Annotated in this window: 24 protein-coding genes; 15 read left to right on the top strand and 9 right to left on the bottom strand. The window is 59.0% G+C overall.

Translation table 11 applies throughout. From position 1 onward, the window contains the following. The first annotated feature begins 11 nt into the window (after positions 1–11). The 8 genes from CBW22_RS26350 (at position 12) to hisP (ending at position 6,336) form a co-directional block, all read left to right on the top strand. Positions 12–197: a hypothetical protein gene (locus tag CBW22_RS26350; protein ID WP_176428129.1), complete on the top strand. Its 186-nt coding sequence runs from the start codon at positions 12–14 to the stop codon at positions 195–197. After that, complete coding sequence (gene cvpA, locus CBW22_RS14730) at positions 184–669, top strand: colicin V production protein (protein ID WP_021509181.1); 486 nt, start codon at positions 184–186, stop codon at positions 667–669. Before CBW22_RS26350 ends, cvpA begins: the two co-directional genes overlap by 14 nt. Before the next feature lie 33 nt (positions 670–702). Further along, positions 703–2,220, top strand: coding sequence for an amidophosphoribosyltransferase (gene purF / locus CBW22_RS14725; protein WP_021509182.1), 1,518 nt, complete (start codon positions 703–705; stop codon positions 2,218–2,220). Between the two features lie 113 nt (positions 2,221–2,333). After that, a complete protein-coding gene (locus CBW22_RS14720; RefSeq protein WP_021509183.1) occupies positions 2,334–2,903 on the top strand; it encodes a UbiX family flavin prenyltransferase in 570 nt (189 codons plus the stop codon). 274 nt (positions 2,904–3,177) lie between these two features. Next, the gene (argT, locus tag CBW22_RS14715) at positions 3,178–3,960 is read left to right on the top strand and encodes a lysine/arginine/ornithine ABC transporter substrate-binding protein ArgT (protein ID WP_031280032.1); all 783 of its coding nucleotides are present in this window, start codon (positions 3,178–3,180) and stop codon (positions 3,958–3,960) included. Between the two features lie 194 nt (positions 3,961–4,154). After that, positions 4,155–4,841 (top strand): histidine ABC transporter permease HisQ, encoded by a 687-nt coding sequence (locus CBW22_RS14710; protein WP_058785603.1) that lies wholly within the window; start codon positions 4,155–4,157, stop codon positions 4,839–4,841. Then, positions 4,838–5,554, top strand: a complete 717-nt coding sequence (locus CBW22_RS14705; protein WP_021509186.1) for an ABC transporter permease — start codon at positions 4,838–4,840, stop codon at positions 5,552–5,554. The genes CBW22_RS14710 and CBW22_RS14705 overlap by 4 nt, the downstream gene beginning before the upstream one ends. 8 nt (positions 5,555–5,562) lie before the next feature. Continuing rightward, positions 5,563–6,336 carry a histidine ABC transporter ATP-binding protein HisP gene (gene hisP, locus CBW22_RS14700; protein ID WP_058769896.1) on the top strand — a complete coding sequence of 258 codons (774 nt, stop codon included), beginning with the start codon at positions 5,563–5,565 and terminating at the stop codon, positions 6,334–6,336. Positions 6,337–6,438: 102 nt separating this feature from the next. Here the strand turns inward: hisP and CBW22_RS14695 are convergent, their stop codons facing one another. After that, on the bottom strand, positions 6,439–7,386 hold the full coding sequence (locus CBW22_RS14695; protein WP_088517059.1) for a sugar-binding transcriptional regulator: 948 nt from the start codon (positions 7,384–7,386) through the stop codon (positions 6,439–6,441). A gap of 196 nt (positions 7,387–7,582) precedes the next feature. On the opposite strand from CBW22_RS14695, the gene dalD reads away from it, so the two are divergent. The 3 genes from dalD to CBW22_RS14680 are packed head-to-tail and all read left to right on the top strand — an operon-like array spanning position 7,583 to position 11,757. After that, the gene (gene dalD, locus CBW22_RS14690; RefSeq protein ID WP_088517058.1) at positions 7,583–8,965 is read left to right on the top strand and encodes a D-arabinitol 4-dehydrogenase; all 1,383 of its coding nucleotides are present in this window, start codon (positions 7,583–7,585) and stop codon (positions 8,963–8,965) included. A 12-nt stretch (positions 8,966–8,977) separates the two neighbouring features. After that, positions 8,978–10,447, top strand: coding sequence for a xylulokinase (gene xylB, locus CBW22_RS14685; protein ID WP_088517057.1), 1,470 nt, complete (start codon positions 8,978–8,980; stop codon positions 10,445–10,447). 29 nt (positions 10,448–10,476) lie between these two features. Further along, positions 10,477–11,757: an MFS transporter gene (locus tag CBW22_RS14680; protein WP_088517056.1), complete on the top strand. Its 1,281-nt coding sequence runs from the start codon at positions 10,477–10,479 to the stop codon at positions 11,755–11,757. 49 nt (positions 11,758–11,806) lie between these two features. Here CBW22_RS14680 and CBW22_RS14675 read toward each other — a convergent pair whose 3' ends face one another. Genes CBW22_RS14675 through CBW22_RS14665 form a run of 3 tightly spaced genes read right to left on the bottom strand, consistent with a single transcriptional unit; the run spans position 11,807 to position 15,534 of the window. Further along, complete coding sequence (locus tag CBW22_RS14675) at positions 11,807–13,021, bottom strand: cytochrome c (protein ID WP_088517055.1); 1,215 nt, start codon at positions 13,019–13,021, stop codon at positions 11,807–11,809. Beyond that, a complete protein-coding gene (locus CBW22_RS14670) occupies positions 13,018–14,784 on the bottom strand; it encodes a GMC family oxidoreductase (RefSeq protein WP_088517054.1) in 1,767 nt (588 codons plus the stop codon). Before CBW22_RS14670 ends, CBW22_RS14675 begins: the two co-directional genes overlap by 4 nt. After that, positions 14,785–15,534 (bottom strand): gluconate 2-dehydrogenase subunit 3 family protein, encoded by a 750-nt coding sequence (locus CBW22_RS14665; RefSeq protein ID WP_254919514.1) that lies wholly within the window; start codon positions 15,532–15,534, stop codon positions 14,785–14,787. Between the two features lie 278 nt (positions 15,535–15,812). On the opposite strand from CBW22_RS14665, the gene CBW22_RS14660 reads away from it, so the two are divergent. Next, on the top strand, positions 15,813–16,577 hold the full coding sequence (locus CBW22_RS14660; protein ID WP_088517052.1) for an SDR family NAD(P)-dependent oxidoreductase: 765 nt from the start codon (positions 15,813–15,815) through the stop codon (positions 16,575–16,577). 56 nt (positions 16,578–16,633) lie between these two features. Here the strand turns inward: CBW22_RS14660 and CBW22_RS14655 are convergent, their stop codons facing one another. After that, entirely contained in the window at positions 16,634–17,503 is an 870-nt protein-coding gene (locus CBW22_RS14655) for an MBL fold metallo-hydrolase (protein ID WP_088517051.1), read from the bottom strand. 172 nt (positions 17,504–17,675) lie between these two features. Here CBW22_RS14655 and CBW22_RS14650 point away from each other — a divergent pair, with 172 nt between their 5' ends. Further along, positions 17,676–18,563, top strand: coding sequence for a LysR family transcriptional regulator (locus CBW22_RS14650; protein WP_088517050.1), 888 nt, complete (start codon positions 17,676–17,678; stop codon positions 18,561–18,563). Positions 18,564–18,580: 17 nt separating this feature from the next. Here the strand turns inward: CBW22_RS14650 and CBW22_RS14645 are convergent, their stop codons facing one another. After that, entirely contained in the window at positions 18,581–19,477 is an 897-nt protein-coding gene (locus CBW22_RS14645) for a TIGR01777 family oxidoreductase (RefSeq protein WP_088517049.1), read from the bottom strand. 204 nt (positions 19,478–19,681) lie between these two features. Between CBW22_RS14645 and yfcF the strand changes: the two genes are divergently transcribed. Together yfcF and yfcD are read left to right on the top strand one after the other, a co-directional pair. Beyond that, positions 19,682–20,323 (top strand): glutathione transferase, encoded by a 642-nt coding sequence (gene yfcF / locus CBW22_RS14640; protein ID WP_088517048.1) that lies wholly within the window; start codon positions 19,682–19,684, stop codon positions 20,321–20,323. A 105-nt stretch (positions 20,324–20,428) separates the two neighbouring features. Then, positions 20,429–20,974 (top strand): NUDIX hydrolase YfcD, encoded by a 546-nt coding sequence (yfcD, locus tag CBW22_RS14635; RefSeq protein WP_021509200.1) that lies wholly within the window; start codon positions 20,429–20,431, stop codon positions 20,972–20,974. A gap of 45 nt (positions 20,975–21,019) precedes the next feature. Here the strand turns inward: yfcD and CBW22_RS14630 are convergent, their stop codons facing one another. From CBW22_RS14630 to ackA, 3 genes are all read right to left on the bottom strand, one after another. Further along, complete coding sequence (locus CBW22_RS14630; protein WP_088517047.1) at positions 21,020–22,279, bottom strand: 4-aminobutyrate--2-oxoglutarate transaminase; 1,260 nt, start codon at positions 22,277–22,279, stop codon at positions 21,020–21,022. Between the two features lie 146 nt (positions 22,280–22,425). Then, positions 22,426–24,570, bottom strand: coding sequence for a phosphate acetyltransferase (gene pta, locus CBW22_RS14625; protein WP_176428128.1), 2,145 nt, complete (start codon positions 24,568–24,570; stop codon positions 22,426–22,428). A gap of 69 nt (positions 24,571–24,639) precedes the next feature. Then, positions 24,640–25,842: an acetate kinase gene (gene ackA, locus CBW22_RS14620; protein ID WP_021509203.1), complete on the bottom strand. Its 1,203-nt coding sequence runs from the start codon at positions 25,840–25,842 to the stop codon at positions 24,640–24,642. Positions 25,843–25,970 lie beyond the last annotated feature (128 nt).

Genomic DNA, 25,970 nt, shown 5'->3' with positions numbered 1-25,970 from the left:
ACTGAAAATTTATGGAATATCAGCAGGTTAAATGGCTGGCATCAACAAGGGCGAGGAAAGTTTTTTTCATCGCCCTTTTTCTCGGGACAGAACCGGAAAACCCTACGCAAACGTTTTCTTTTTCTGTTAGAATGCGCCCCGAACTGGATGCAGGGGTGCAAATGCACTGTACTGGAAGCGTTCATGATCTGGATTGATTACGTCATTATTGCGGTAGTTGGTTTTTCGGCTCTGGTCAGCCTGATTCGCGGGTTTGTCCGGGAAGCCTTATCTCTTGTTACTTGGGGATGCGCGTTTTTTGTCGCCAGTCATTACTACGCCTACCTTGCAGTCTGGTTTACAGGTTTTGACGACGAACTGGTTCGCAACGGCATCGCCATCGCGGTGTTATTCGTTGCCACCCTGATTGTGGGTGCCATCGTGAACTATGTGATCGGCTCGCTGGTTGAGAAAACCGGCTTGTCGGGAACCGACAGGGTGTTGGGGGTCTGTTTCGGGGCGTTGCGTGGCGTGCTGATTGTATCCGCCATTCTCTTCTTCCTTGATACATTCACCGGCTTTTCAAAAAGTCCGGACTGGCAACAGTCTCAACTCATTCCCCAGTTCAGTTACATCATCAGGTGGTTTTTCGATTACCTGAAAAGCACGTCGAGTTTTTTACCCCGGTAACACCGGGAGTGCGGCTAATGAGGAAATGACAACATGTGCGGTATTGTTGGTATCACCGGTTTTATGCCAGTAAACCAGTCGATCTATGACGCGTTAACGGTGCTGCAGCACCGCGGGCAGGATGCCGCCGGCATTTGTACCATCGATGCGCTGAACTGCTTCCGTCTGCGTAAGGCCAATGGCCTGGTCAGCGACGTGTTTGAAGCGCGCCACATGCAGCGTTTGCAGGGAAATATGGGTATCGGCCACGTGCGTTATCCGACTGCCGGCAGCTCCAGCGCCTCTGAAGCGCAGCCCTTCTATGTGAACTCGCCGTACGGCATCACGCTGGCTCACAACGGTAACCTGACCAACGCCCATGAACTGCGCAAGCAGCTGTTCGAAGTCGGTCGCCGTCATGTGAATACCACCTCAGATTCCGAAATCCTGCTCAACATCTTTGCTCAGGAGCTGGATCGTTTTCAGCACTATCCGCTGGAAGCTGACAACATTTTTGCTGCCGTGGCGGCGGTGCATCAGCAGGTGCGCGGTGCTTACGCCGTGGTGGCGATGATTATCGGTCACGGCATGGTTGCGTTCCGCGATCCTAACGGTATCCGTCCGCTGGTATTGGGCAAACGTGAGCTGGCCGATGGCCGCACTGAGTACATGGTGGCCTCAGAGAGCGTGGCGCTGGATACGCTCGGCTTCGAATTTATTCGTGACGTTGCGCCAGGCGAAGCGGTGTACATCACCGAGCAGGGTCAGCTCTCGACGCGCCAGTGCGCAGAGAACCCGAAAAGCAATCCGTGCCTGTTCGAGTACGTTTACTTTGCGCGTCCGGACTCGTTCCTCGACAAGATCTCCGTCTACAGCGCACGCGTGCGCATGGGCACCAAGCTGGGCGAGAAAATTGCCCGCGAGTGGGAAGATCTTGATATTGACGTGGTGATCCCGATTCCGGAAACCTCGACCGATACCGCGCTGGAGATCGCCCGTATTCTTGATAAGCCGTACCGCCAGGGTTTTGTGAAAAACCGCTACGTGGGCCGTACCTTTATTATGCCGGGCCAGCAGCTGCGCCGCAGTGCGGTACGCCGTAAGCTCAACGCCAACCGCGCTGAGTTCCGCGATAAAAACGTGCTACTGGTGGATGACTCGATTGTGCGCGGCACCACCTCTGAGCAGATTATCGAGATGGCGCGTGAAGCGGGCGCGAAGCGCGTCTATCTGGCGTCGGCGGCACCGGAAATTCGCTTCCCTAACGTCTACGGCATCGATATGCCGAGCGCTACCGAGCTGATTGCGCACGGCCGTGAAGTGGAAGAGATTCGTCAGCTGATTAAAGCCGATGCGCTGATTTTCCAGGATCTGCAGGATCTGATCGACGCGGTGCGTGAAGAGAACCCGGATATTGCCCAGTTCGAATGCTCGGTGTTCAACGGCATCTACGTCACCAAAGACGTTGACCTGCAGTATCTGGAATATCTGCAGTCGCTGCGTAACGACGATGCTAAAGCGATTGCGCGTCAGAACGAAGTGGAGAACCTGGAACTGCATAACGAAGGTTAAGGTCAGTCTCAGACAGACGAAACAGGGCGGGCGCAATCCCGCCCTGTTTGTTTTTGTATTTATGGCGGCGGAGCGGCTATTATTGGCGCACTCTTTTGCAGCAAGGCTGAATTATGAAACGACTCATCATTGGTATTTCCGGCGCCAGCGGCGCGATCTACGGCGTGCGTATGCTGCAGGTGCTGCAACCGTTAGCCGAAGTGGAAACCCATCTGGTGATGAGCCCGGCGGCGCGGCAAACGCTGGCGCTGGAAACCGATTACAGCCTGCGTGACGTGCAGGCGCTGGCCGATGTGGTGCATGATGTGCGCGATATCGCCGCCAGCATCTCGTCCGGCTCGTTCAAAACGCTGGGTATGGCAATTGTGCCGTGTTCCATGAAAACCCTGTCGGGCATTGTGCACAGCTACAGCGACAGTCTGCTGACGCGCGCCGCCGACGTGGTGCTGAAAGAGCAGCGCCGGCTGGTGCTGTGCGTGCGCGAAACCCCGCTGCATCTCGGTCATCTGCGCATGATGACCACTGCCGCCGAACTCGGCGCGCTGATTATGCCGCCGGTGCCGGCGTTTTATCACCGCCCGCAGCGCATCGACGATTTGATTGATCAGACGGTCAACCGCGTGCTGGATCAGTTTGATATCGAGTTGCCGGAAGATCTGTTTACCCGCTGGCAGGGTGCATGATGGTGCATTAATGCACTGAATGCGTGCAAAAGCGCGGGGCCGATCACTGTTCGTGCATCTTGTGCACCAAAAGTTAACAATCTCACTTTTTCTTCCTCACACCGCTGTTATATTTCCCTCACAAACTAAGTGCTTGCGTCCCAGATAGACGCAGTATTTAGTGCGCCTGCGCACAGTTTCGCCGATTTGCACAACTGGCATGAAACCTGCAAAACATTCAGCGCAAACACATCACGCACCACATAACAATAAGCACTTCACTTGAGGGTTACCTATGAAAAAGCGAGTTCTGGCTCTTTCTCTGATGCTGGCTATGTCCGGCGCTGCGAGCGTGTTCGCGGCGGTACCGCAGTCGCTGCGCATCGGGACTGATCCAACTTACCCGCCGTTTGAGTCCAAGAACGCGCAGGGCCAGCTGGTTGGCTTTGATATCGACCTGGCCAACGAGATCTGTAAGCGTATCAAGACCAAATGTACTTATGTGGAAAGTGATTTCGATGCGCTGATCCCGTCGCTGAAAGCGAAGAAGATCGACGCCATCATCTCTTCACTCTCGATCACCGAGAAACGTCAGGAAGAGATCGCCTTCTCGGAAAAACTGTATGCAGCGAACGCGCGTTTAGTGGCGCCGAAGGGGTCTAAACTGCAGCCGACCATTGAGTCGCTGAAGGGCAAGAACATCGGCCTGCTGCAGGGCACCACGCAGGAAACCTACGCCAATGAATACTGGCGTCCAAAAGGGGTGACCGTCACGCCGTATGCCAACCAGGATCTGGTGTATCAGGACCTGAATGCTGGCCGTATTGATGCGGCGTTCCAGGATGAGGTGCAGGCGAGCGAAGGCTTCCTTAAGCAGCCGGTCGGGAAAAACTACGCGTTCGCCGGTCCGGCGGTGAAAGATGACAAAATCTTTGGCGTCGGCACCGGTATGGGCCTGCGTAAAGATGACGCCGATCTGAAAGCTGCCATCGACAAAGCCTTTAACGACATGCGCAAAGACGGTACCTACGACAAGATTGCGAAGAAGTACTTTGATTTCAACGTTTACGGCGATTAAGACTCCTGTTCCTGAACGGGTGTATTGAGTCACGCTAACGTGGGTCATAACTATTCACTCCGGGCGCTTACTTATGTAAACTCCCGGAGTTCATACGCTTGCCACCATCCTTCCGTGATTCACATCCCTGGTCAGGACTGTCCGTGTGTTGTTGGACAGCGTTTGTTTATTTCCCTCACGACAGGATCGAACCCATGTTGTATGGCTATTCTGAAGTAATTCTCAAAGGCACGCTGGTGACCCTTGAGCTGGCGCTCAGCTCGGTGGTACTGGCCGTGGTGCTGGGCCTGATAGGGGCCGGCGCCAAACTCTCCCGCAATCGCCCGCTGGCGATGATTTTTGAAGGCTACACCACGCTCATCCGTGGCGTGCCCGATTTGGTGCTGATGCTGCTGATCTTTTACGGTCTGCAGATTGCCCTCAACGCCGTAACCGATGCGCTCGGCATGGCACAGTTTGATATCGACCCGATGGTTGCCGGTATTATTACGCTCGGCTTCATCTACGGTGCTTACTTCACTGAAACCTTCCGTGGCGCGTTTCTCGCGGTGCCGAAAGGGCAGATTGAAGCCGCCACCGCCTTCGGCTTTACCGGCGCGCAAACTTTCCGTCGCATTCTGTTCCCGGCGATGATGCGCTTTGCGCTGCCCGGCATCGGCAACAACTGGCAGGTGATCCTCAAAGCCACCGCGCTGGTGTCGCTGCTCGGCCTTGAAGATGTGGTAAAAGCCACGCAGCTGGCCGGCAAAAGTACCTGGCAACCGTTCTACTTCGCGATTGTGGCCGGGGTGATTTATCTGGTGTTTACCACGCTGTCCAACGGCGTGCTGTGGTGGCTTGAACGCCGCTACTCGGTAGGGGTGAAAAGGGCAGAGTTATGATCGAGATTATTCAGGAGTACTGGAAACAACTGCTCTGGACCGACGGTTACCGTTTTACCGGCGTGGCCATCACGCTGTGGCTGCTGATTCTGTCCGTAGTGATTGGCGGCAGCCTTGCGGTGCTGCTGGCCATCGCGCGCGTGTCGCCCAATCGCTATATCTCCACGCCGGTGTGGCTGTTTACCTATGTGTTTCGCGGCACGCCGCTGTATGTGCAGCTGCTGGTGTTCTATTCCGGCATGTACACGCTGGAGGTGGTGAAAGGCTCCGAGTTGCTGAACGCCTTCTTCCGCAGTGGCCTGAACTGTACGCTGCTGGCATTTACCCTGAACACCTGTGCTTATACCACCGAGATTTTTGCCGGTGCCATTCGCGCCGTGCCACACGGTGAAATCGAAGCCGCGCGCGCCTATGGTTTCTCGCCGTTTAAACTTTACCGCTGCATCATTCTGCCGTCGGCGCTGCGCACCGCGCTGCCCGCCTACAGCAATGAAGTGATTCTGATGCTGCACTCCACCGCGCTGGCGTTCACCGCCACCGTGCCGGATTTGCTAAAAATCGCGCGCGATATCAACTCGGCGACCTATCAGCCGTTCACCGCGTTCGGCATCGCTGCGGTGCTGTACCTGATTATCTCTTACGTGCTGATTAGCCTGTTCCGCCTTGCGGAGCGCCGCTTCCTCGCGCATGTGAAACCCTCTTCGTCGCACTGAGTATGACTATGGCTGAAAATAAATTAAGCGTTACCGAACTGCATAAGCGTTACGGTGAACATGAAGTTCTGAAGGGCGTGTCGCTGCAGGCTAACGCCGGCGATGTGATCAGCATTATTGGCTCGTCCGGTTCCGGGAAAAGTACCTTTTTACGCTGCATCAACTTCCTCGAAAAGCCGAGCGAAGGCACCATCGCGGTTAACAACGAGGCGATAAACCTGGTGCGCGACACCGATGGCCAGCTGAAAGTGGCCAACAAGGAGCAGTTGCGTTCGCTGCGTACCCGGCTGACCATGGTGTTCCAGCATTTCAATTTGTGGAGCCACATGACGGTGCTGGATAACGTCACTGAAGCACCGATTCAGGTGCTGGGGCTGAGCAAAGCCGAAGCGCGCGAGCGGGCAATTAAATACCTCGATAAAGTCGGTATTGATGCGCGCGCGCGTGCCAAATATCCGGTGCATCTGTCAGGCGGCCAGCAGCAGCGTGTCTCGATTGCCCGCGCGCTGGCGATGGAGCCGGAAGTGTTGCTGTTTGACGAACCCACCTCGGCGCTCGATCCGGAGCTGGTAGGCGAAGTGCTGCGCATCATGCAGAAGCTGGCCGAAGAGGGCAAAACCATGGTGGTAGTGACGCACGAGATGGAGTTCGCCCGTCACGTATCCAACCACGTGATTTTTCTGCATCAGGGCAAAATCGAAGAGCAGGGCGCGCCAGACGAACTGTTCGGCAACCCGAAAAGCCCGCGCCTGCAGCAGTTTTTGAAGGGATCGTTGAAATAGGTTTCTGAACCGTTGCGGCGCAATGTACTGCGCGTTTCCCGGCGATGCGGCGGTTAAATCCGCGCGATACATCGCGCCGCGACGAATCAGAGAAATTTTTAATTAATCATGCAGCAGTTTCAGCGCGGTGTCTTCATCCGTCACCAGCCCGGAAATCCAGCCGCCGTGCAGCGCGGCGTGAATCGCTGCGTATTTGCGCGCGCTGCCGGCAAAGCCGATGATATTGCGCTGCGTCTGGCTCTCCAGCAGCACGCTGGTCAGCAGCTCGTCGGTTTCGCCGTACACCCGCTCTCCCTGCTGATTGAAAAAATGCCCCAGCATTTCACCCACCACGCCGCGCGCGTTGAGCGCTTCTACCTGCGCATCGGTGATAAAGCCTTCGGCATTGAGCGGGCAGCCCGGCATCACTTCGCCAATGCCGACAAACGCCACGTTCGCCTGCAGCGCACGCTGGGTGACGCGCTGATAGACCTGATGCTGCACCCACATCGTCTTATCCTGCGGCGTGTCTGCATACAGCGGCGCCGGAATGAAGAAATATTTGCCCTGCATCTTCTCCGCCATTTTCAGCGGTACGTCGTAGCGGGTACCGGAATCGTCACGCGCAATCGCGCCGATCATCGACACACACTGATGCTGTGACCGTTCAACCCACGGCAGCGCATCAATCATTGAGCGCAGCGTTTTGCCGGAACCGATGCCAAATACCTGCGGCGTCTCTTCGTTGATAAACTGCGCCATCACCGCTGCGCCTTCCACCGCCAGCATTTGCTGAATCGCCTCATCATCCAGCCCGGCTGACGGCACCACGCGGCACAGCGTCAGGCCAAACTTTTGTTCGATCTCGCGCGCCAGATGCAGGCAGTGCGTGACCGGATGGTCGATCTTCACGCTGACCATGCCCATCTCACGCGCGCTGGAGACCAGCCGCTGCGCCACCTGCCGCGATAAGCCCAGCGCGCGCGCAATCTCCTGCTGCGTGACGCCCGCCACGTAATACATCCACGCTGCCCGCGCCGCCAGCTCCTGCTTCTTCTCTTCTCTGCTCATCGCCTTGTTCCGTCAAACTCCGATGCGCCAGTTTATCGCGTCTTGCCCCTGAAGCGTTAACTGAGCAAAAGCCCTAAAAAAGAGCAAAAGTATTAAATGTGATGGATCTCGCAGAACGATCGCCCCGGCGGCGACTATGCTACGCCTCATCGGGCAAATGCCCTCAATTGTGGCAAATGTTTATTTCGAGGCAACTATGACGACGAAATCAGTGTGGATGCATATCGGCGCAGGCTCTTTTCACCGCGCGCATCAGGCGTGGTATCTGCACCAGCTGCGCCAGCAGGGCGATGACAGCTGGAGCATCGCGCTCGGCAACATCCGCGGCGATGCGGTAGCGCTGCTCAACCAGCTGCAGGCGCAAAACGGCGAGTACGTGCTGGAAACCGTGACGCCGGAGGGCGAGCGCGCGTATGAAACCATCACTTCGCTGCGCACCATTCTGCCGTGGGACGCGGAGATCAGCGCGCTGGTGGCGCAGGGCGCCAGCGCCGACACAAAAGTGATCGGTTTTACCGTGACCGAAGCGGGTTATTACCTGACGCCGGCGCATGAACTCGATCTCAGCCAGGCCGATATCCAGGCCGATCTCCGTGGTGAGGCGCGCACTATTTACGGCGCGCTGACCCGCATTCTGCGCCAGCGCGTGGCCAGCGGCGGTGCGCCGGTCACGCTGCTCAACTGCGACAATCTGCGTCACAACGGCGAACGTTTCCGTCACGGCATGCTGGCGTTTCTCGCCGCGCAGGGCGACCGCGCGCTGGCCAGCTGGGTGCGCGATAACACCACTTCGCCAAACACCATGGTGGATCGCATCACGCCGCGTCCCACGCCGGATGTCGCCGAACGCGTCAAAGCGGCCACCGGCAAAGACGATGGCGCGGCGGTGATGGCGGAATCGTTTATCCAGTGGGTGATTGAGGATGATTTCATCGCCGGACGCCCGGCGCTGGAAAAGGTGGGCGTGGAGCTGGTGGCGTCGGTGCTGCCGTGGGAAGAGGCGAAAATCCGCATCCTCAACGCCACGCACGCGGCGATTGCCTGGGCCGGCACGCTCACCGGCCATGACTACATTGATGACAGCACGCGTCAGCCCGCGATCTATCAGCTGGCGTATGACTACATCACGCAGGACGTGATCCCGTCACTGTCGCCCAGCCCGCTCGATCTGGCGGATTACCGCGACGTGGTGCTGGCGCGCTTTAGCAATCCCTACATTAAAGATACCAATCAGCGCGTCGGTGCCGATGGGCTATCGAAAATCCCCGGCATGGTGACGCCGACGCTGCGCGAATGCTATCAGCGCGGCGCAGAACCGACCGCTACCGCCGTGCTGCCGGCGCTGTTCTACCTGTTCCTGCAACGCTGGGCCAGCAACCAGCTGCCGTATGCGTATCAGGATGGCGTGCTCAATGCTGACGCGCTGCGCCAGCAGCTGAGCGGCGAGAATGCGCTACAAACCTTCCTCAGCGACCGCGCGCTGTTTGCCGAACTGGCCGATGACCGCGCTTTTCATGCGCTGGTGACGCGCAGCGTAAACGCCATTGAGCAGCAACTGCTGCAGCCGGCGACGGTGTAAGGAGGGCACAGCATGTATCTCGGCATTGATATTGGCACCTCAGAACTCAAAGCGCTGATCGTCAACCCGCAGGGCGAGATTGTGGCGTCGAATCACGCCACGCTCAGCGTGCAGCGTCCGCATCCGCACTGGGCGGAGCAGGATCCCGATCGCTGGTGGCAGGCGTGTGGTCAGGCGATCGCCGGGCTGCGCCAGCAGGCACCGGACGCGTGGGCCGCGATCCGCGCCATCGGTCTCTCCGGTCAGATGCACGGCGCCGTGCTGCTGGATGCCGCCGGTGAGGTGCTGCGGCCATGCATATTGTGGAACGACACGCGCAGCGCGGCGCAGTGTGATGCGCTGCGCCAGCACCATCCGCAGATGATGGAAATCGCCGCCAACCTGATTATGCCTGGCTTCACCGCGCCGAAACTGCACTGGGTGGCGGAACATGAGCCCGAAATCTTCCGCCGCATCGACAAGGTGCTGCTGCCGAAGGACTACCTGCGCTGGCGTCTGACCGGGCGCTTTGTCAGCGAGCCGTCGGACGCCGCTGGCACGCTGTGGCTCGACGTGGCGCAGCGCGACTGGTCTGACGCACTGCTGGCGATTAGCGGGCTGACGCGCGCACAGATGCCCGAACTGGTTGAGGGCAGCGCGGTCAGCGCCACGCTGCGCGCCGATCTGGCCAGCGAATGGGGCTTAGCCGCCACGGTGAGCGTGGCCGGCGGCGGCGGTGATAATGCCGCGTCGGCGGTGGGCGTCGGTGCGGTTAATGCGGGCGATGCCTTTATCTCGCTCGGCACGTCAGGCGTGATTTTTGTGGTTAACGATCGGCTGCGCGCCGATCCGCAATCCGGCGTGCACGCTTTCTGCCATGCGCTGCCGGGACGCTGGCACCAGATGAGCGTGATGCTCAGCGCCGCCAGCTGTCTGCGCTGGCTGTGCAATCTGCTGTCGGTCACCGAAAGCCAGCTGATGGACGAGATGGCACAGCTCAGCGCGGAACAGCTGCGTCAGGCACCGCTGTTTCTGCCGTATCTCTCTGGTGAACGCACGCCGCACAACGATCCGCAGGCGACCGGGGCATTTTTCCATTTACGCCACGAAACGCCGCGCGCGCTGCTCGGCTATGCGGTGATTGAGGGCGTAGCGTTTGGCCTGGCGGATGGTCTGGCGGTGCTGGGCGATACGCAGCAGCAGATTCAGCAGTGCAGCCTGACCGGCGGCGGTGCGCGCAGCACGCTGTGGGCGCAGCTGATTGCCGACGTGCTGCAGCTGCCGATAGTGACCCATCCGGCCAGCGCCTCCGGCGCGCTGGGTGCGGCACGGCTGGCGTGGCTGGCCGACGGCGGCAGTGAAGCCGACGTGTGCCTGAAGCCGCCGGTGCAGGCGCGCTATCAGCCCGATGCGGCGCGCGGAGCCATGCTGCAGCAGCGGCTACGCCTGTTCCGTGAACTCTATGTACAACAACAGCAGGCGCGCGCGTTGCTGCCTGCCTGATCGGATTAGCGAACGGAAGGAAGATTGTCATGCAATCGAACGCATACTGGTTTGGCTTACCGAAAAAGATGTTCTGGGGCTTTCTGGCCATCGCCATTTTCATGGCCGGCGACGGCTTCGAAATGGCGTTTCTCTCGCGCCACATCACTGACATGGGCTTTTCGCCGGCCCAGTCGGCGGTAGTGTTTACGTTTTACGGCCTGGCCGCCGCGCTGGCGGCGTGGGCCTCCGGCGTGGTGGCGGAGCTGATTACGCCGCAGCGCGCCATGATGATTGGCTTTATGCTGTGGATCGTCATGCATGCGCTGTTTATGTCGCTGGGGCTCGGGCTGCGTAACTATCCGCTGATGGTGCTGTTCTACGGTATTCGCGGCCTGGCCTATCCGCTGTTTATCTACTCGTTCATGATGATGCTGGTGCAGGTGCTGCCGCGTGACAAGCTGGCCGCCGCTACCGGCTGGTTCTGGGCGATGTACTCCGTGGGAATTGGCGTGGTGGGCAGCTATCTGCCGAGCCTGACCATCCCGATGCTGGGCGAAACCGGCACCTTATGGCTGGCGATTGTCTGGGTGGCGTGCGGCGGCGTGCTGGCCTACTTCAGCCTGCGCAACGTGCCGGTGGACCGTTCCCGCGTTAATCTGCCGCTGCGCGATAAGATGACGGAGATGTCGCGTGCCGTAACCATTCTGTTCACCAACCAGCATGTGTTTTATGCCTGCCTGATCCGCATCATCAATACGCTGTCGCTGTTCGGTTTTGCCATCATCATGCCGCTGCTGTTTGTCGATCGGCTCGGCTTTACCATCTCCGAATGGCTGCAGATTTGGGCGGTGTTCTTCTTCGTCACCATCTTTACCAATATTTTCTGGGGCATTACCGGTGAGAAGCTGGGCTGGATCCGTCAGGTGCGCTGGTTCGGCTGCCTCGGTATGGCGATCTCCAGCCTGGCGTTTTACTACCTGCCGCTGTATGCCGGGCATAACTTCTGGGTGGCGCTGATTCCGGCGATCATGCTGGGGATCTTTGTCGCTGCATTTGTGCCGATGACCGCGGTGTTCCCGACGCTGGAGCCGCATCATAAGGGCGCAGCGGTATCGATTTACAATCTGTCGGCCGGGCTGAGTAACTTTGTTGCCCCGGCGATTGCTTCACTGCTGCTGCCGTTCTTCGATATCGTCGGGGTGGTGTGGGCCTATACCGCGCTCTACCTGTTCGCCGGCGTGCTGACCTTTATCATTCGCGTGCCGCAGCCGGGACACACGCGGGAAGCGTCAGCGGTGAAGTCGTCGGTGGTGCAGCAGCGCAGCTAAAGCTGAGCCTGTCGCACCGGCAGCCGCCGCTGCCGGTGCTGACACGGCGCTATTCCAGCTTCTGTTTCACTTTCTTCACGTCGTCAGCGCTGACCGGTGCGGCGGCATTTCCCCAGCTGTTGCGGATGTAGCTCACCACCGCGGCGATCTCCTTATCACCCAGCGTGCCGGCAAAGGCCGGCATTGCCGGTGCCGTGGGGCGGGCATCGGTATCGACACCGCGACTGCCGGCGGCGACCACCCGAATCAGCGAGGTGGCATCCTCCTGATTGAGCAACGGATTGTCCGCCAGCTGCGGGAAGATATTCTTCTCACCGCGCCCCCCCGGGCTGTGGCAGGCTGAGCACTTCGCCACATAGATTTGCGCGCCCAGCTTCATGCGATCGTCCGTCGCGGCAAGTGCAGCGGGCACTTGCTCATCACGTGATTCACCGCTTTTCAGGTACACCGCCACCGCCTGCAGATCTTCATCGCGCCAGTGCTGCGTGGAGTGACGCACCGCGTCGGCCATTGGACCAGAAGCGATATCGAAACGGTTCACGCCGGTACGCAGGTAGCTGACGATATCCTGCTGGCTCCATTTGCCCAGCCCGCTGTGTGGGTTCGCGGTGATGTCCGGCGCCATCCAGCCTTCAACCACTTCACCACGCAAAAACGCGCCGTTTTTATCGCCGCCGAGCAGATTTTTCGGCGTGTGGCAGGTGCCGCAGTGGCCCGCGCCCTGCACCAGATACGCACCGCGATTCCACTGGGCGGATTGACGGGCGTCCGGCTGGAACGCGCCCTGGTCAAAGTTGATCCAGTTCCACACCATCAGGCTGGTGCGGATGTTGAAAGGGAAGGGCAGCTGATTGGTCTCGACCGGGTTGTGTATCGGCTGCAGCGTCTGCATCCATGCCCACAAATCCTGCAGATCCTTATCCGACATTTTGGTGTAGGCGGTGAACGGCATCGCGCCGTACAGCCGCTTGCCGCCGTGGCCGATGCCCTCGGTCATGGCGCGGCGGAAATCTTCATAGCGCCAGTTGCCGATGCCGGTTTCGCGGTCCGGCGTGATATTAGCGCCGACCAGCGTACCAAACGGCGTCTGCAACCTGACGCCCCCGGCAAACGGCTGCTGCGGATCGGCGGTGTGGCAGGCGGTGCAGTCCGCCAGCGTGGCGATATAGCTGCCGCGCGCGTACTGATCGTATTCCGGCTGGGCGTGAGACACAAAGCTGGTGAGCAGCAGCGCGGCAGCGCACAGAGAGAGACGTGTTTTCATGCGGTAATCATCTCCCCGGGACGTTGCAGATAGTAGTGACGAATCGCATGCGCTGCTTTGAACGCCAGCGCGCCGACGGTGCCGGTCGGGTTATAGCCCGGGTTTTGCGGAAAGGCTGACGCGCCCACCACGAACAGGTTCGGTACATCCCACACCTGCAGATGTTTATTGACCGAGCTGGTTGAGGGATCGCTGCCCATGATAAAGCCGCCAACCACGTGCGACGACTGATACGGCACGCTGCTCCAGTGGCCGGTCATCGGTTTGACAATCATCTCGCGCGGGTTCATCGATTTAGCGATTTCCGCCACTTTACCCGTGCAGTACTGCGCCATTTTCAGATCGTTCGCCGCAAAGTCGAAGGTAATGCGCAGCAGCGGTCGGCCATGCGGATCTTTGTAGTTGGGATCGAGCGACAGATAGTTGGTGCGCGTGGTGTAGCTGCTGGCCTCGCAGCCAATCGACATGGTGCTGAGGTAGTTATCTTTCAGCGCGCGTTTCCACTTCGAGCCCCATTTGGGCGTGTTGGGCGGCAGCGGCCGGTAGCCAATCGGTGCCGAGCCGATGGGCGTCACGCGGATGCTGCCGCCGCCGAAGAAGCCCAGACCGCTGTGGTCAAAATTATCGTTATTGAATTCATCAATGCCCATGCCCACCGCGCCGGCACCGATAAACGGGTTAAAGTTTTTGTTGTCAAAAAACAGCGTGACGCCATTGGCCGTCTGGTAGGCGTAATTGCGGCCGGTGGTGCCTTTGTTAGTGACCGGATCATAAGCCTGGCCAATGCCGGAGAGCAGCATCAGGCGCACGTTTTCAAAGGTAAAGGCGGCGACGATCACCAGATCGGCCGGCTGTTCCCACTTATCGCCGGAGGAGTCGATGTAGGTGACGCCGGTGGCCTGTTTGCCGCTGGCATCGGTCAGCACTTCCAGCACTTCGCAGTTGGTATACGCGGTAAAGTTCTCTTTGCGCATCAGCGCCGGCAGCACGGTGGTGATGGCGCTGGCTTTCGAGTAGTTGGCGCAGCCGTAGTTGGTGCAGAAGCCGCAGAAGGTGCAGGGGCCCATGGTGACGCCATAGGGATTGGTGTACGCCTCGGAAACCAGCGAGGAGGGCACCGGAAACGGCTGGTAGCCGAGATTTTTTGCTGCTTCGGCAAACAGCGTCGGACCATAGGGCTGGCGCAGCGGCGGCGTCGGGTAGTCGGCCGACCGCGCGCCTTCGAACGGATTGCCGCCCGTGCGTTTCTCTCCCTGAATATTGCCGGCGTAACCCGAGGTGCCGGCCACGCGCTCAAATTGCATGTAGTGCGGCTCCATCTCCTCCCAACTGGTGCCCCAGTCCTGCAGCACCAGCTCATCCGGAATGGCACTGGCGCCGTAGCGTTCGGTCAGGTGGCTTTTCAGGCGAAACTCTTCCGGCTGAAAGCGAAAGGTAATGCCGGCCCAGTGGTTGCCCGCGCCGCCGGTGCCGTTGCCCGGATGGAACGAGCCCCAGGTGCGCATCGGCAGGGCGGTTTGCGACGGATTGTTGCGCATGGTGCAGGTGTTCTGCCGCGTACGCAGCATCAGCTCTTCGCGCATCACGTAGCGCAGCTCGTCGGTGACGGTGCCAATATTGAAGTCGCGCGCGGTGTCGCGCCATGGGCCGCGCTCAATGCCGATCACTTCCAGGCCTTCGTCGGCCAGTTCATTGGCGATAATCGATCCGGCCCAGCCGAGACCAATCACCACCACATCGGTTTTGGGTAATTTCTTCATCATCTATCCCCGTGCTTTCCATTGCGCAATGCTGATCGGCTCTAAGCCCAGATTTTCGTTGTGGCGCTCAACGTATTCGCGATAGTCGTAGCGCGCGCCGGGAAAGCCCAGCATCTTCCACGACACCATGTCTTTGTTGCCGCCGTAGATCGGATCGGCAAAGAAGCCTTCCATGGTGTTGTTCAGCACCTCAAGAAACAGCGACTGCGCATCAAAGCCGCTGAAATGCACCTTTCCGGCTTCCATGTCTGCCAGCAGCGCGTCCTGCTGCGCCGGCGTCAGATCGACAAAGTTCTTTTGCGAAGTTTGCTGCACGTAGCGGTTGAGCGCCGCCAGCCCCTGGCGATAGCGCTGTTGCGGCACCAGCGGCGACTGGTCGCCCTGCTCGGTGGTGCCCTGCTGAAACGGGCCCTGCATGTAGAGGCGTTCGAAGGTGCCATAAAAGCCGTGCAGCTGGCGGTCGATAAAAACAGCGCAGCCGGCTTCTTTGCCGCCCACGCTCAGCTCGTCCGCCGGAATAATGCGGTCAACCATGGCTTCCACGGTGCGCGCTTCTTCATCGGTGAAGAACAGCCAGCCCTGAGCCTGGAACTGTTCCGGAGGGTTATCGGCGAAGGGTGTCCAGCCGGGGGCGCCCTTGAGTGAGACGGCATCGGCGGCGCGGGTGACGCCAGCGGCAACGCCCAGCGTCGTCCAGGTCAGGACCTGGCGTCGTGTGACACCGGGCAGGGTTTTGGCTCGTTTTTTCATCATCGCTTCCAGACAGAGTAACAAGATAAGGCGTAACCGGCCGGCGTGCGCGGCGACACAACGGGTCGGAATCTTCAGTTTTTGTAAATTTTTATGGCGAATGTTAACTGTAGACGGGCTGGGGGGTGGCGACCAATAACCATACAAAAAAGTGCACTATTTGATAATCCGCCGGTTATTTCCTGAACTAAGCGCCACGTTAAATCTGCAGGCTTCGCTTGAACTCATCGCGCTGGCTGCCAGGCTTAACCGTTTCAACCACGAAATAACCAGGAGGAAATATGTCGCGCTTTGCAGAGAAAGTGGTGGTGATTACCGGAGCCGGATCCGGCATTGGTGCCGCAGCGGCGCAGCGTTTCGCCAGTGAAGGCGCACAGGTGGTGCTGGTGGGCAGAACCCGTGACAAGCTGGAACAGGTGCTGAGCACGCTGAGCGGCGAGAATCATCTGGTGGCACCCTGCGACGTCGGCGATGCGGATCAGGTTAAACAGCTGGCAGAGCAGGTGCAGCAGCAGTATGGGCGCGTGGATGTGCTGGTGAATAACGCCGGCAGCATCGTGCAGGGCAAAATTCACGAAGTGTCGATAGCGGACTGGAAGTCGCTGATGAGCACTGACCTCGACGGTGTATTTTACTGCACCCACTTCTTTATGCCCGCGCTGCTCAACAGTAAAGGCAACGTGGTGAATACCTCGTCGGTATCCGGACTGGGCGGCGACTGGGGCATGAGTGTCTACAACGCCGCCAAGGGCGCGGTGACCAATTTTACCCGCGCGCTGGCGATGGATTATGGCACCGACGGTGTGCGCGTTAACGCCGTATGCCCGGGTTTTACCTTTACCGATCTCACCGAAGAGATGAAAAACGATGAGGCGCTGCTTGCACGCTTCTATGACCGTATTCCGCTGGGCCGCGCCGGTGAACCGGAAGATATCGCCAGCGCGATTGCTTTCATCGCCAGCGACGATGCGCGTTATATCACCGGCGTTAACCTGCCGGTCGATGGCGGTCTGACGGCGTCGAACGGCCAGCCGAAACAGGCGTAAGAGATAACAGGCGGAGAATCAGGTGTAATGTCACCGTCAATCCGCCTGTTAGTCGGTCATGTCTCACGCGCTTCGCCATCATGACACGCTGACACATAGCTGGCCGTATAACCGCCGTTCGCTAACGCCACGATTCTGGCAAAGCCAGACGCGCCAAAATGCATGCCGGCAATCACCGTATTTTCCGCTGCCACCTGCTGCAAAATACGCTGGCGCGTCTCTCTGGCCATGACGGGATCGATATCGAAGGCGATGGAAACCTGTGGGCAGGCCAGCTGAACTGGCGGGTAATGCACAATATCACCCCAAATCAATAAACGCTCGTCGTCTGAATCAATGCGAAACCCGCAATGCCCCGGAGTATGACCGGGCAACGCCAGCGCACGGATTCCCGGGCTGATCTCCTCATCCGCCATCAGCTGTAGCCGCGGGCCATAAGCCTGCAGGGTGCGCCGCACCAGCGCCGCGTTTAACTGCGCGCGTTCACTCAGCTGGCTGATCGCCGCATCATCCTGCCAGAAGGCGGCTTCGCTGTGGCTGAGGCAGAGCCGGGCATGGCGAAAGACCGGCTGACCCGCGCTGTCCAGCAAGCCGCCAATATGATCGGGGTGCGCATGGGTTAATAACAGGGTATCGATGTCGTCCGGCGTCACCCCGGCCAGCTGCAGATGAGGCAGTAATTTGCCGCTCTGCGCATCGCATTTTCCCATCCCGGTATCCACCAGAATCACGCGTCCCTGACCGCGGATCAGATAACAAAACACATGGATGTCGCCCGGCTGTGCTATGCCTGCCTGGCGTTGCAGATCGACCGCATCGTCGTGGTGAATATCCGTTAATAAACTCAGACTGGCTTGCATAGTGCCGTCGCTGATGGCGCTGACCTGATATTTCCCGGTGGTGTATGAAAATATTGCCTGGCTCATAATGATCTCTGTGCGCTAATTTATTCGTTCACGTTAAACAAAATAACGCGGCAATTTTCGCGGCGGATTAGCGCGATGATAATGCTGCGTCAGTGGCTGTCAGCGCGATAATGACGCTAACACCGTTAAGGTGACCAGTGTCATTTTTGACAGAGTTGAGACCCGGATTGTCATGGACATAAAAATTTTGCGCGCCTTTGCCACTGTCGCGGCGCTGGAGCATATTGGTCAGGCTGCGGAACGGTTACATATTTCGCCGTCACCGCTTAGCCGGCAAATTCAGCAGCTGGAAAGCGAACTGGGCATGGTGCTGTTTCACCGTGAAAAGAAACGTCTGCGCCTGACGGACGAGGGTAAGCGCTTTCTCACCGAGGTAACGCCCTTTTTGCAGCATCACGAACGGCTAAAAGAGTATGCGCAGCATCTGCAGCAGGGGGACGTCGGGCGGCTGGATATAGGATATGTGGAGGCGGCTATACACTCGCGCCTGCTGCCCGCGGCGCTGGCGCGGCTGGCACCGGGGGCGGGCATTGATGTCCGGCTGCATGCGTTACGTTCTGCACAGCAAATTGCCCGGTTAGAGGCGGGGGCGATCGATATTGCCATTGTGCATACGCTGCCGCACGATGACACGGATTTTCTGCATAAGAAGATCGCGACCGAACCGGTGCTGCTGGCGATGCCGGCATCCGGTGCGCTGACCGCGCCCGTACCGGCTGATTTGCACGGCCGGGCGTGGATTGCCGACCAGGAAAATCTCAACCCTGCCGCGCGGGCGCGATTGCTGGCAGCCTGCCAGCGCGCCGGCTTCCAGCCGGATATTCGTTTTGAAGTGAATGGTCCGCTGGCCGCGCTTGCCTGTGTCGAAGCCGGGCTGGGTTTCACCCTGATCCAGCACAGCCTGGCGCGCATCGTTCCGGATAACGTTGTGCTGATGCCGCTACCCGATCTGGCGCTGGAGATCGTGCTATATGCCGTCTGGCGCAGGCAGGATACCCGACCGTTAACGGCGCGTTTTCTGCAGCAGCTTTCCCTCACGCCCGCCGTGGCGCCGCGGTAAGCCTGAGCGGAGATGCGTCAGCCGGCGACATCCTGCAGCGCTTCCTGCAAATCGTACCAGCGGAAACCAAAGCCGGACTCCTCCAGCCGCTTCGGCAGCACGTGCTGCCCGCCCAGCACCAGCACGGCGGATTCTCCCATCATCAGTTTGATGGCGCTGGCCGGGGTGCGCATAAAGGCCGGACGGTGCATCACCTGGCCCAGCGTGGCGGCGAACTGCTCGTTGCGCACCGCGTAAGGCGCCACCATGTTGAACGGGCCCTGCAACTGATCGTTATCGATCAACCACAGGATGGCGTTGACCAGATCGTCCACGTGGATCCACGGCAGGTACTGTTTGCCGCTGCCAATCGGTCCGCCGACGCCAAGTTTGAACGGCAGCTTCATTTTGCTCAGCGCGCCACCTTCGCGCGCCAGCACCACGCCGGTGCGCAGCAGGCACACGCGGGTGCGCTCGCTTTGCGCCTTCAGCGCCAGCTGCTCCCAGCGGGCGCACAGGGTGTGGGTAAACTCCTCGTGGCCCGGATCGTCCTCGGTCACCACCACATCGCCGCTATCACCATAAAAGCCGGTGGCCGAGCCGGAAATCAACAGGCGCGGCGGATTGCTGCTGGCGTGGATCAGCGAGACGATCTGTTCAGTGATTTGCCAGCGGCTTTCGCACAGGCGCTGCTTCTGCTGCTCGGTCCAGCGCTTGTCGGCAATCGGTTCTCCCGCCAGATTGATGACGCCGTCAATAGCATTGAGATCGGACTGCTGGTTAATGCCCGACCACAGCATCACGCGCGCATCGAGTTTTTCCCGCGCAGCCGCCACGTCACGCGTTACCACATTCACCTGATGGCCCAGCTGCAGCAGGCGCGGAATTAAATGGCGACCTATCAAGCCGGTACCGCCGGTAATAAGCAGGTGCATGTTTAGTCTCCCTGTCATTAATTATCTGCTCAGAATTGAGCATAGAAGAGAAGTGCCGCTGCGGCGTGACAGCGCTTACGCTTATGATGAAAAACCGCCAGTTTGCCGTGGTCCTGCGGCAAAACATCGGACCAGCGCGCCATTGCCTTAGCCGGCAAAAATCGGTAAACATGATGCACACCTGACGCTTAGCCGAGGCAGCTGATGAACTATCCCGCCATTACCTTGTGGTCCGATTCCTGTTTTTTTAGCCCGTATGCCATGTCAGTTTATGTTGCGCTTACCGAGAAGGGCATTCCTTTTACTGTCAGGCGCGTTGACCTGTCGCGCAATGCAAAGCTTGACGATGAATACCGTGGCCTGTCGCTGACCTGCCGTGTGCCCACGCTGCAAATTGATGATGTCAGCCTGAATGAATCCTCGGCCATCGCCGAATACCTCGAAGAGCGTTTTCCAGCGCCGGAGTTTGAGCGCCTCTATCCGCGCGATCGCGAAAAACGTGCCCACGCGCGCGAAGTGCAGGCGTGGCTGCGCAGCGATTTACTGGCGCTGCGCACGGAGCGACCTACCGAAGTGCTGTTTGCTGCTGAACGCTTTGCTCCGCTCACGCCCGCTGGCGAACAGGCCGCCAGTAAACTGATTGCCGCGGTGCAGCGCCTGCTGCCGGACGGCCAACAGAACCTGTTTGGCGAGTGGTCGATTGCCGACACCGACCTGGCGGTGATGATTAACCGGCTGGCGCTGCACGGCGATCCGCTGCCGGTGAAGCTGCAGCACTATGCAGAATTCCAGTGGCAGCGCGCCTCAGTGCAGCTGTGGCTGGCCGAGTCGGGTAAAGCACGCTAAAACCTTGCGGCGGCGAAAAGAACGCTTTACCTTAGCGCTCATTCTAATAAAGCATCGCAAACAGGCGCGTGCTGGGCACGCCGAAAACAGAGAAAGGGTTACCGGATGGTGGATCAAACGGCAGGTGACGGTATCGAGTGGGTGGATATCGTTAGCGAAGAAAACGAAGTGATTGCGCAGGCCAGCCGTGCGCAGATGCGTGCGCAATGTCTGCGCCATCGCGCTACCTATATTGTGGTGCACGACGGCATGGGCAAGATTCTGGTGCAACGCCGTACCGAGAGCAAAGATTTCATGCCGGGTATGCTGGATGCCACTGCGGGCGGCGTGGTGCAAAGCGGTGAAGACCTGCTGGAATCCGCCCGTCGTGAAGCGGAAGAGGAGCTCGGCATCGCCGATGTCCCGTTCGCCGAGCACGGCAAATTTTACTTCGAAGATCAGCACTGCCGCGTATGGGGTGGACTGTTCAGCTGCGTGTCGCACGGTCCGTTTGCCATGCAGGAAGAGGAAGTGGATGAAGTGTTCTGGATGACGCCGGAAGAGATCACCGCCCGCTGTGATGAATTCACCGATGATTCACTCAAAGCCCTGTCGCTGTGGCTGAGCCGCAACAGTGACGCGGTGCGCAGTAAGCAAAGCAGCGAAGCCTGATTCCTGCGCTTCCGCATTAAGGCACCCTAAGGGTGCCTTTTGTGTTTAATGCTGGCTGAGAATGCGGGTGAGAATGTTCAGCGCCGTACTGAACTGGGCGTCCGGAATGGTTAGCGGATAAAGAAAGCGGATCACGTTGCTGTGCACGCCGCAGGTCAGCAGAATCAATCCTTCGGCCAGCGCCTGCTGCTGAATCGCTTTGGCGATTTCCGCCGAGGGCCGACCGCTCGCGTCATGAAACTCCGCCGCCATCATTGAGCCATAGCCGCGTACCTCGGCCAGCGCACGGCATCCGGCGCCATTCAACGCTTCCGCCAGCTGCGTACCGAGCCATTGCGCACGCTCGCACAGCTTTTCCTCACTGATAATATCCAGCACCGCATGCGCGGCGGCAATTGCTGGCGGATGGCCGGCATAGGTGCCGCCCAGACCGCCCGGCTCCGGTGCATCCATCACCGCGGCCCGGCCGCTCACCGCCGACAGCGGAAACCCGCCTGCCAGACTTTTCGCCAGTGTGATCAGATCCGGCTGCACCTCATAATATTCGCTGGCAAACAGCCTGCCGGTGCGCGCAAAACCGCTCTGTACTTCATCGGCGATCAGCAGGATGCCGTGGCGATCGCACAGCTGACGCAGCGCCGTCACAAACTCTGGCGGCGCGACATAGAATCCGCCTTCGCCCTGAACCGGTTCAAAGATGATGGCCGCCACCTGCTGTGGCGCGATATCGCTGCGGAAAATCGTCTCCAGACTGTCGAGCGCATCGTGCACGCTGACGTTATGCAGCGCATTGGGGTAGCGGGCGTGAAACACCGGGCTGGCAAACGGGCCGAAGCCGGTTTTGTAAGGCAGAACTTTGCCGGTCAGCGCCATGGTCATATTGGTGCGACCGTGGAACGCGCCGCTGAAGGCGATAATCCCCGGGCGGCCGGTGGCTGCGCGCGCGATTTTCACCGCGTTCTCGACCGCCTCGGCGCCGGTAGAGAAGAAGGTGGTTTTCACGGCGCCTTCAATCGGCACCAGCGCATTCAGACGCTCCGCAAGGTGAATGTAGTTCTCATACGGCACAATTTGAAACGCGGTATGGGTGAAGCACGTCAGCTGCTGCTGTACCGCCGCCAGCACTTTGGGATGCCGGTGGCCGGTATTGAGCACCGCAATGCCAGCGGCGAAATCAATATATTCGCGCCCCTGCTGGTCCCACAGCGTGGCGTTTTCGGCTTTCGCCGCAAAGAAATCACACATCACGCCCACGCCACGCGGCGTGGCCTGTAACCGACGGCTGTGCACATCACTGTTGCTCATTGCTGACCTCGTAAGTCGCGGGAGAGTGTAATCAGTGTTAGCGCGCAGGCGGGATTTTGCCAGTGCGTTTATACGGGCAGGGTTGTGGCGCAGGATAAAAAAAAGCACGCCCGGGCGGGCGTGCTGATGCGGAGCGGGGAAGGGGATTAGCCTTCAGCCTGCTGCGACTGAATCGCCGTCAGCGCAATGGTGTAGACAATATCATCGACCAGCGCACCGCGTGACAGGTCGTTAACCGGTTTGCGCATGCCCTGCAGCATCGGCCCGATGGAGATCAGGTCGGCAGAACGCTGCACCGCTTTGTAAGTGGTGTTACCGGTGTTGAGATCCGGGAAGATAAATACCGTCGCACGTCCGGCCACCGCCGAGTTCGGCGCTTTAGACTTGGCGACGTCTTCCATGATCGCGGCGTCGTACTGCAGCGGGCCATCGATCACCAGATCCGGGCGTTTTTCCTGCGCAATGCGCGTTGCTTCACGCACTTTCTCTACGTCACTACCGGCACCGGAGTTACCGGTAGAGTAGGAGATCATCGCTACGCGTGGATCGATGCCGAAGGCTTTGGCGGAGTCGGCGGACTGAATCGCGATCTCGGCCAGCTGTTCCGGATTAGGATCCGGGTTGATGGCGCAGTCGCCGTACACCAGCACCTGCTCTGGCAGCAGCATGAAGAATACCGAGGAGACCAGCGAGCTGTTCGGCGCGGTTTTGATCAGCTGCAACGGCGGACGAATGGTGTTGGCGGTGGTGTGAACCGCGCCCGAGACCAGACCGTCAACTTCGCCGCTTTCCAGCATCATGGTGCCCAGCACCACGTTATCTTCCAGTTGCTCCTGCGCGACCACTTCGGTCATGCCTTTGCTCTTACGCAGCTCAACCAGGCGCGGCACGTAGTTGTCACGCACCACCTGCGGATCGACAATTTCAATGCCTTTACCGAGCTCAACGCCCTGCGCTGCGGCCACGCGCTGAATCTCATCCGGATTGCCCAGCAGCACACAGGTGGCGATGCCGCGCTCGGCACAAATCGCCGCCGCTTTAACGGTACGCGGTTCGTCACCTTCCGGCAGGACGATGCGCTTGCCGGCTTTACGCGCCAGCTCGGTGAGCTGATAACGGAATGCCGGCGGTGACAGACGACGGCTGCGTTCGGATGTGGCGGTCAGTGATTCAACCCAGTCAGCATTGATAAAGCCGGCCACGTACTCCTGCACTTTTTCAATGCGCTGCGTGTCGTCAGCCGGCACTTCCAGATTGAAGCTCTGCAGGCTGAGCGAGGTTTGCCAGGTGTTGGTTTTTACCATGAACACCGGCAGGCCGGTCTGGAAAGCGCGTTCGCACAGACGGGCGATCGGCGCTTCAATCTGATAGCCGCCGGTCAGCAGCACTGCACCAATTTCGATGCCGTTCATCGCCGCCAGACAGGCCGCCACCAGCACGTCAGGACGGTCAGCTGAGGTCACCAGCAGCGAGCCCGGACGGAAGTGCTCCAGCATATGCGGGATGCTGCGCGCGCAGAAGGTGACGGATTTGACGCGACGCGTATGGATTTCACCTTCGTTGATGATCTCCGCGTTGAGATGGCGGCACATATCAATGGCGCGCGTCGCGATCAGATCAAAGCTCCACGGCACGCAGCCCAGCACCGGCAGCGGGCTGTTGGCGAACAGCTGCTTAGGATCGATGTTGGCGATGCTGGCTTTTGAGGAGTCGTCGAAAATTTCTGACAGATCCGGACGGGTACGGCCCTGCTCATCCACCGGCGCGTTGAGTTTGTTGATGATGACGCCAGTGATGTTTTTGTTTTTGCTGCCGCCGAAGCTGCTCTGCGTCAGTTCGATGCGCTCTTTCAGCTGTGCCGGAGAGTCGTTACCCAGCGACATGACGAAGACGATTTCCGCATTCAGCGTTTTGGCAATTTCATAGTTCAGCGCCGAGGCAAACTGATGCTTGCGCGTCGGAACCAGGCCTTCCACCAGCACCACTTCCGCATCTTTGGCGTTGGCGTGGTAGTTGGCAATGATCTCTTCCATCAGCACATCCTGCTGGTTAGAACCCAGCAGCGACTCAACGCGTGACATTGGCAGCGGAACCGCGGCCGGAATAGCGGAGTTTTTGCGAATGATGGTGGTGGTCTGGTCTGGCGCATCGCCGCCAGCGCGCGGCTGGGCGATCGGTTTGAACACGCTCAGGCGCACGCCTTTGCGCTCCATGGCACGAATCACGCCAAGGCTGACGCTGGTCAGGCCGACGCTGGTGCCGGTAGGAATAAGCATAATTGTACGTGACACTATAGAAACCTCGCGGTGTTACAGGGTGTCAAAAACAACACCGTCAGCCGAAGCTGACGGAGAGAAACATTACGCGGTGAGGCGCGCGGCGTCCTGGGCGATGACCCACTCTTCATTGGTTGGAATCACCACCGCCGGGCGGGTACCCTCTTTATTGATGAAGCCGGATTTGCCGAAGCGTGCAGCCAGGTTGCGCTCGTGGTCAACCTCGAAGCCAAGCAGACCCAGTTTGTCCAGCGCCAGCTCACGCACCATCGCCGCGTTTTCACCGATACCGCCGGTAAACACTACCGCATCCAGACGGCCTTCCATCAGCGCGGTGTAGCTGCCGATGTACTTCGCCAGGCGGTGACAGAACACATCCATCGCACGTTTGGCATCGTCTTTGGTGGCGTAGTTATCTTCCACGTAACGGCAGTCGCTGGTGACTTCGGTCAGGCCCAGCAGGCCGGACTCTTTGGTCAGCAGTTTGTTGATCGCATCCACGCTCATGCCCAGCGTATCGTGCAGGAAGAAGACGATAGCCGGATCGATGTCACCGCTGCGGGTGCCCATTACCAGGCCTTCCAGCGGCGTCAGACCCATTGAGGTATCCACGCACTGGCCGTTACGGATGGCCGCAACAGAACCGCCGTTGCCGAGATGGCAGGTGATGATGTTCAGCTCGCTGACCGGCTTGTTCAGCATTTTGGCGGCTTCCTGCGTCACATAGTAGTGACTGGTGCCGTGCGCGCCGTAACGACGCACGCCATGCTCTTTATACAGGTTGTACGGCAGGGCATAGAGATAGGACTCTTCCGGCATAGTCTGATGGAAGGCGGTGTCGAAAACGGCGACATTTTTATCCGACAGGTGCGGGAAGTTTTTCATCGCTTCGTCGATACCGATCAGGTGCGCCGGATTGTGCAGTGGCGCGAAGGACGACGCGTCTTTGATGCCCTGAATGACGGACTCGTCAATCACCACCGATTGCGTCAGCTGCTCGCCGCCGTGAACGATACGATGGCCGATTGCAGCGATTTGTGCCGAAAGCTCTGGTTTTTGTGCCAGAATAGTTTTAACGATGAAGTTCAGCGCTTCGCTGTGCGCTGCGCCCGCGCCGAGCGGGGCTTCCTGTTTGCTGCCGTCCAGTTTCCACTTGATGCGCGCTTCCGGCAGGTGGAAACACTCCGCCAGACCGGAAAGGTATTCGTCACCGCTGGCTGGATTGAGAATGGCAAACTTAAGAGAGGAGCTGCCGCAGTTGAGGACCAGTACTAACTTCGTCGACATGGAAGTACCTATTTTGTTAAATAGTGGCTAAAAATAACGCAATCAGACTAACAGCGTAGCCTATGAAAGCTGGTAGATTAATGATTAACATCATGCGCTAGTCAAAAAAGAAACGACACGCAAAAAAT

It is taken from the genome of Pantoea sp. VS1 (genome assembly GCF_002207995.1).
In the GTDB taxonomy this organism is placed as follows: domain Bacteria; phylum Pseudomonadota; class Gammaproteobacteria; order Enterobacterales; family Enterobacteriaceae; genus Pantoea; species Pantoea dispersa.
This window is presented reverse-complemented; position numbering and strand designations above follow the sequence as displayed.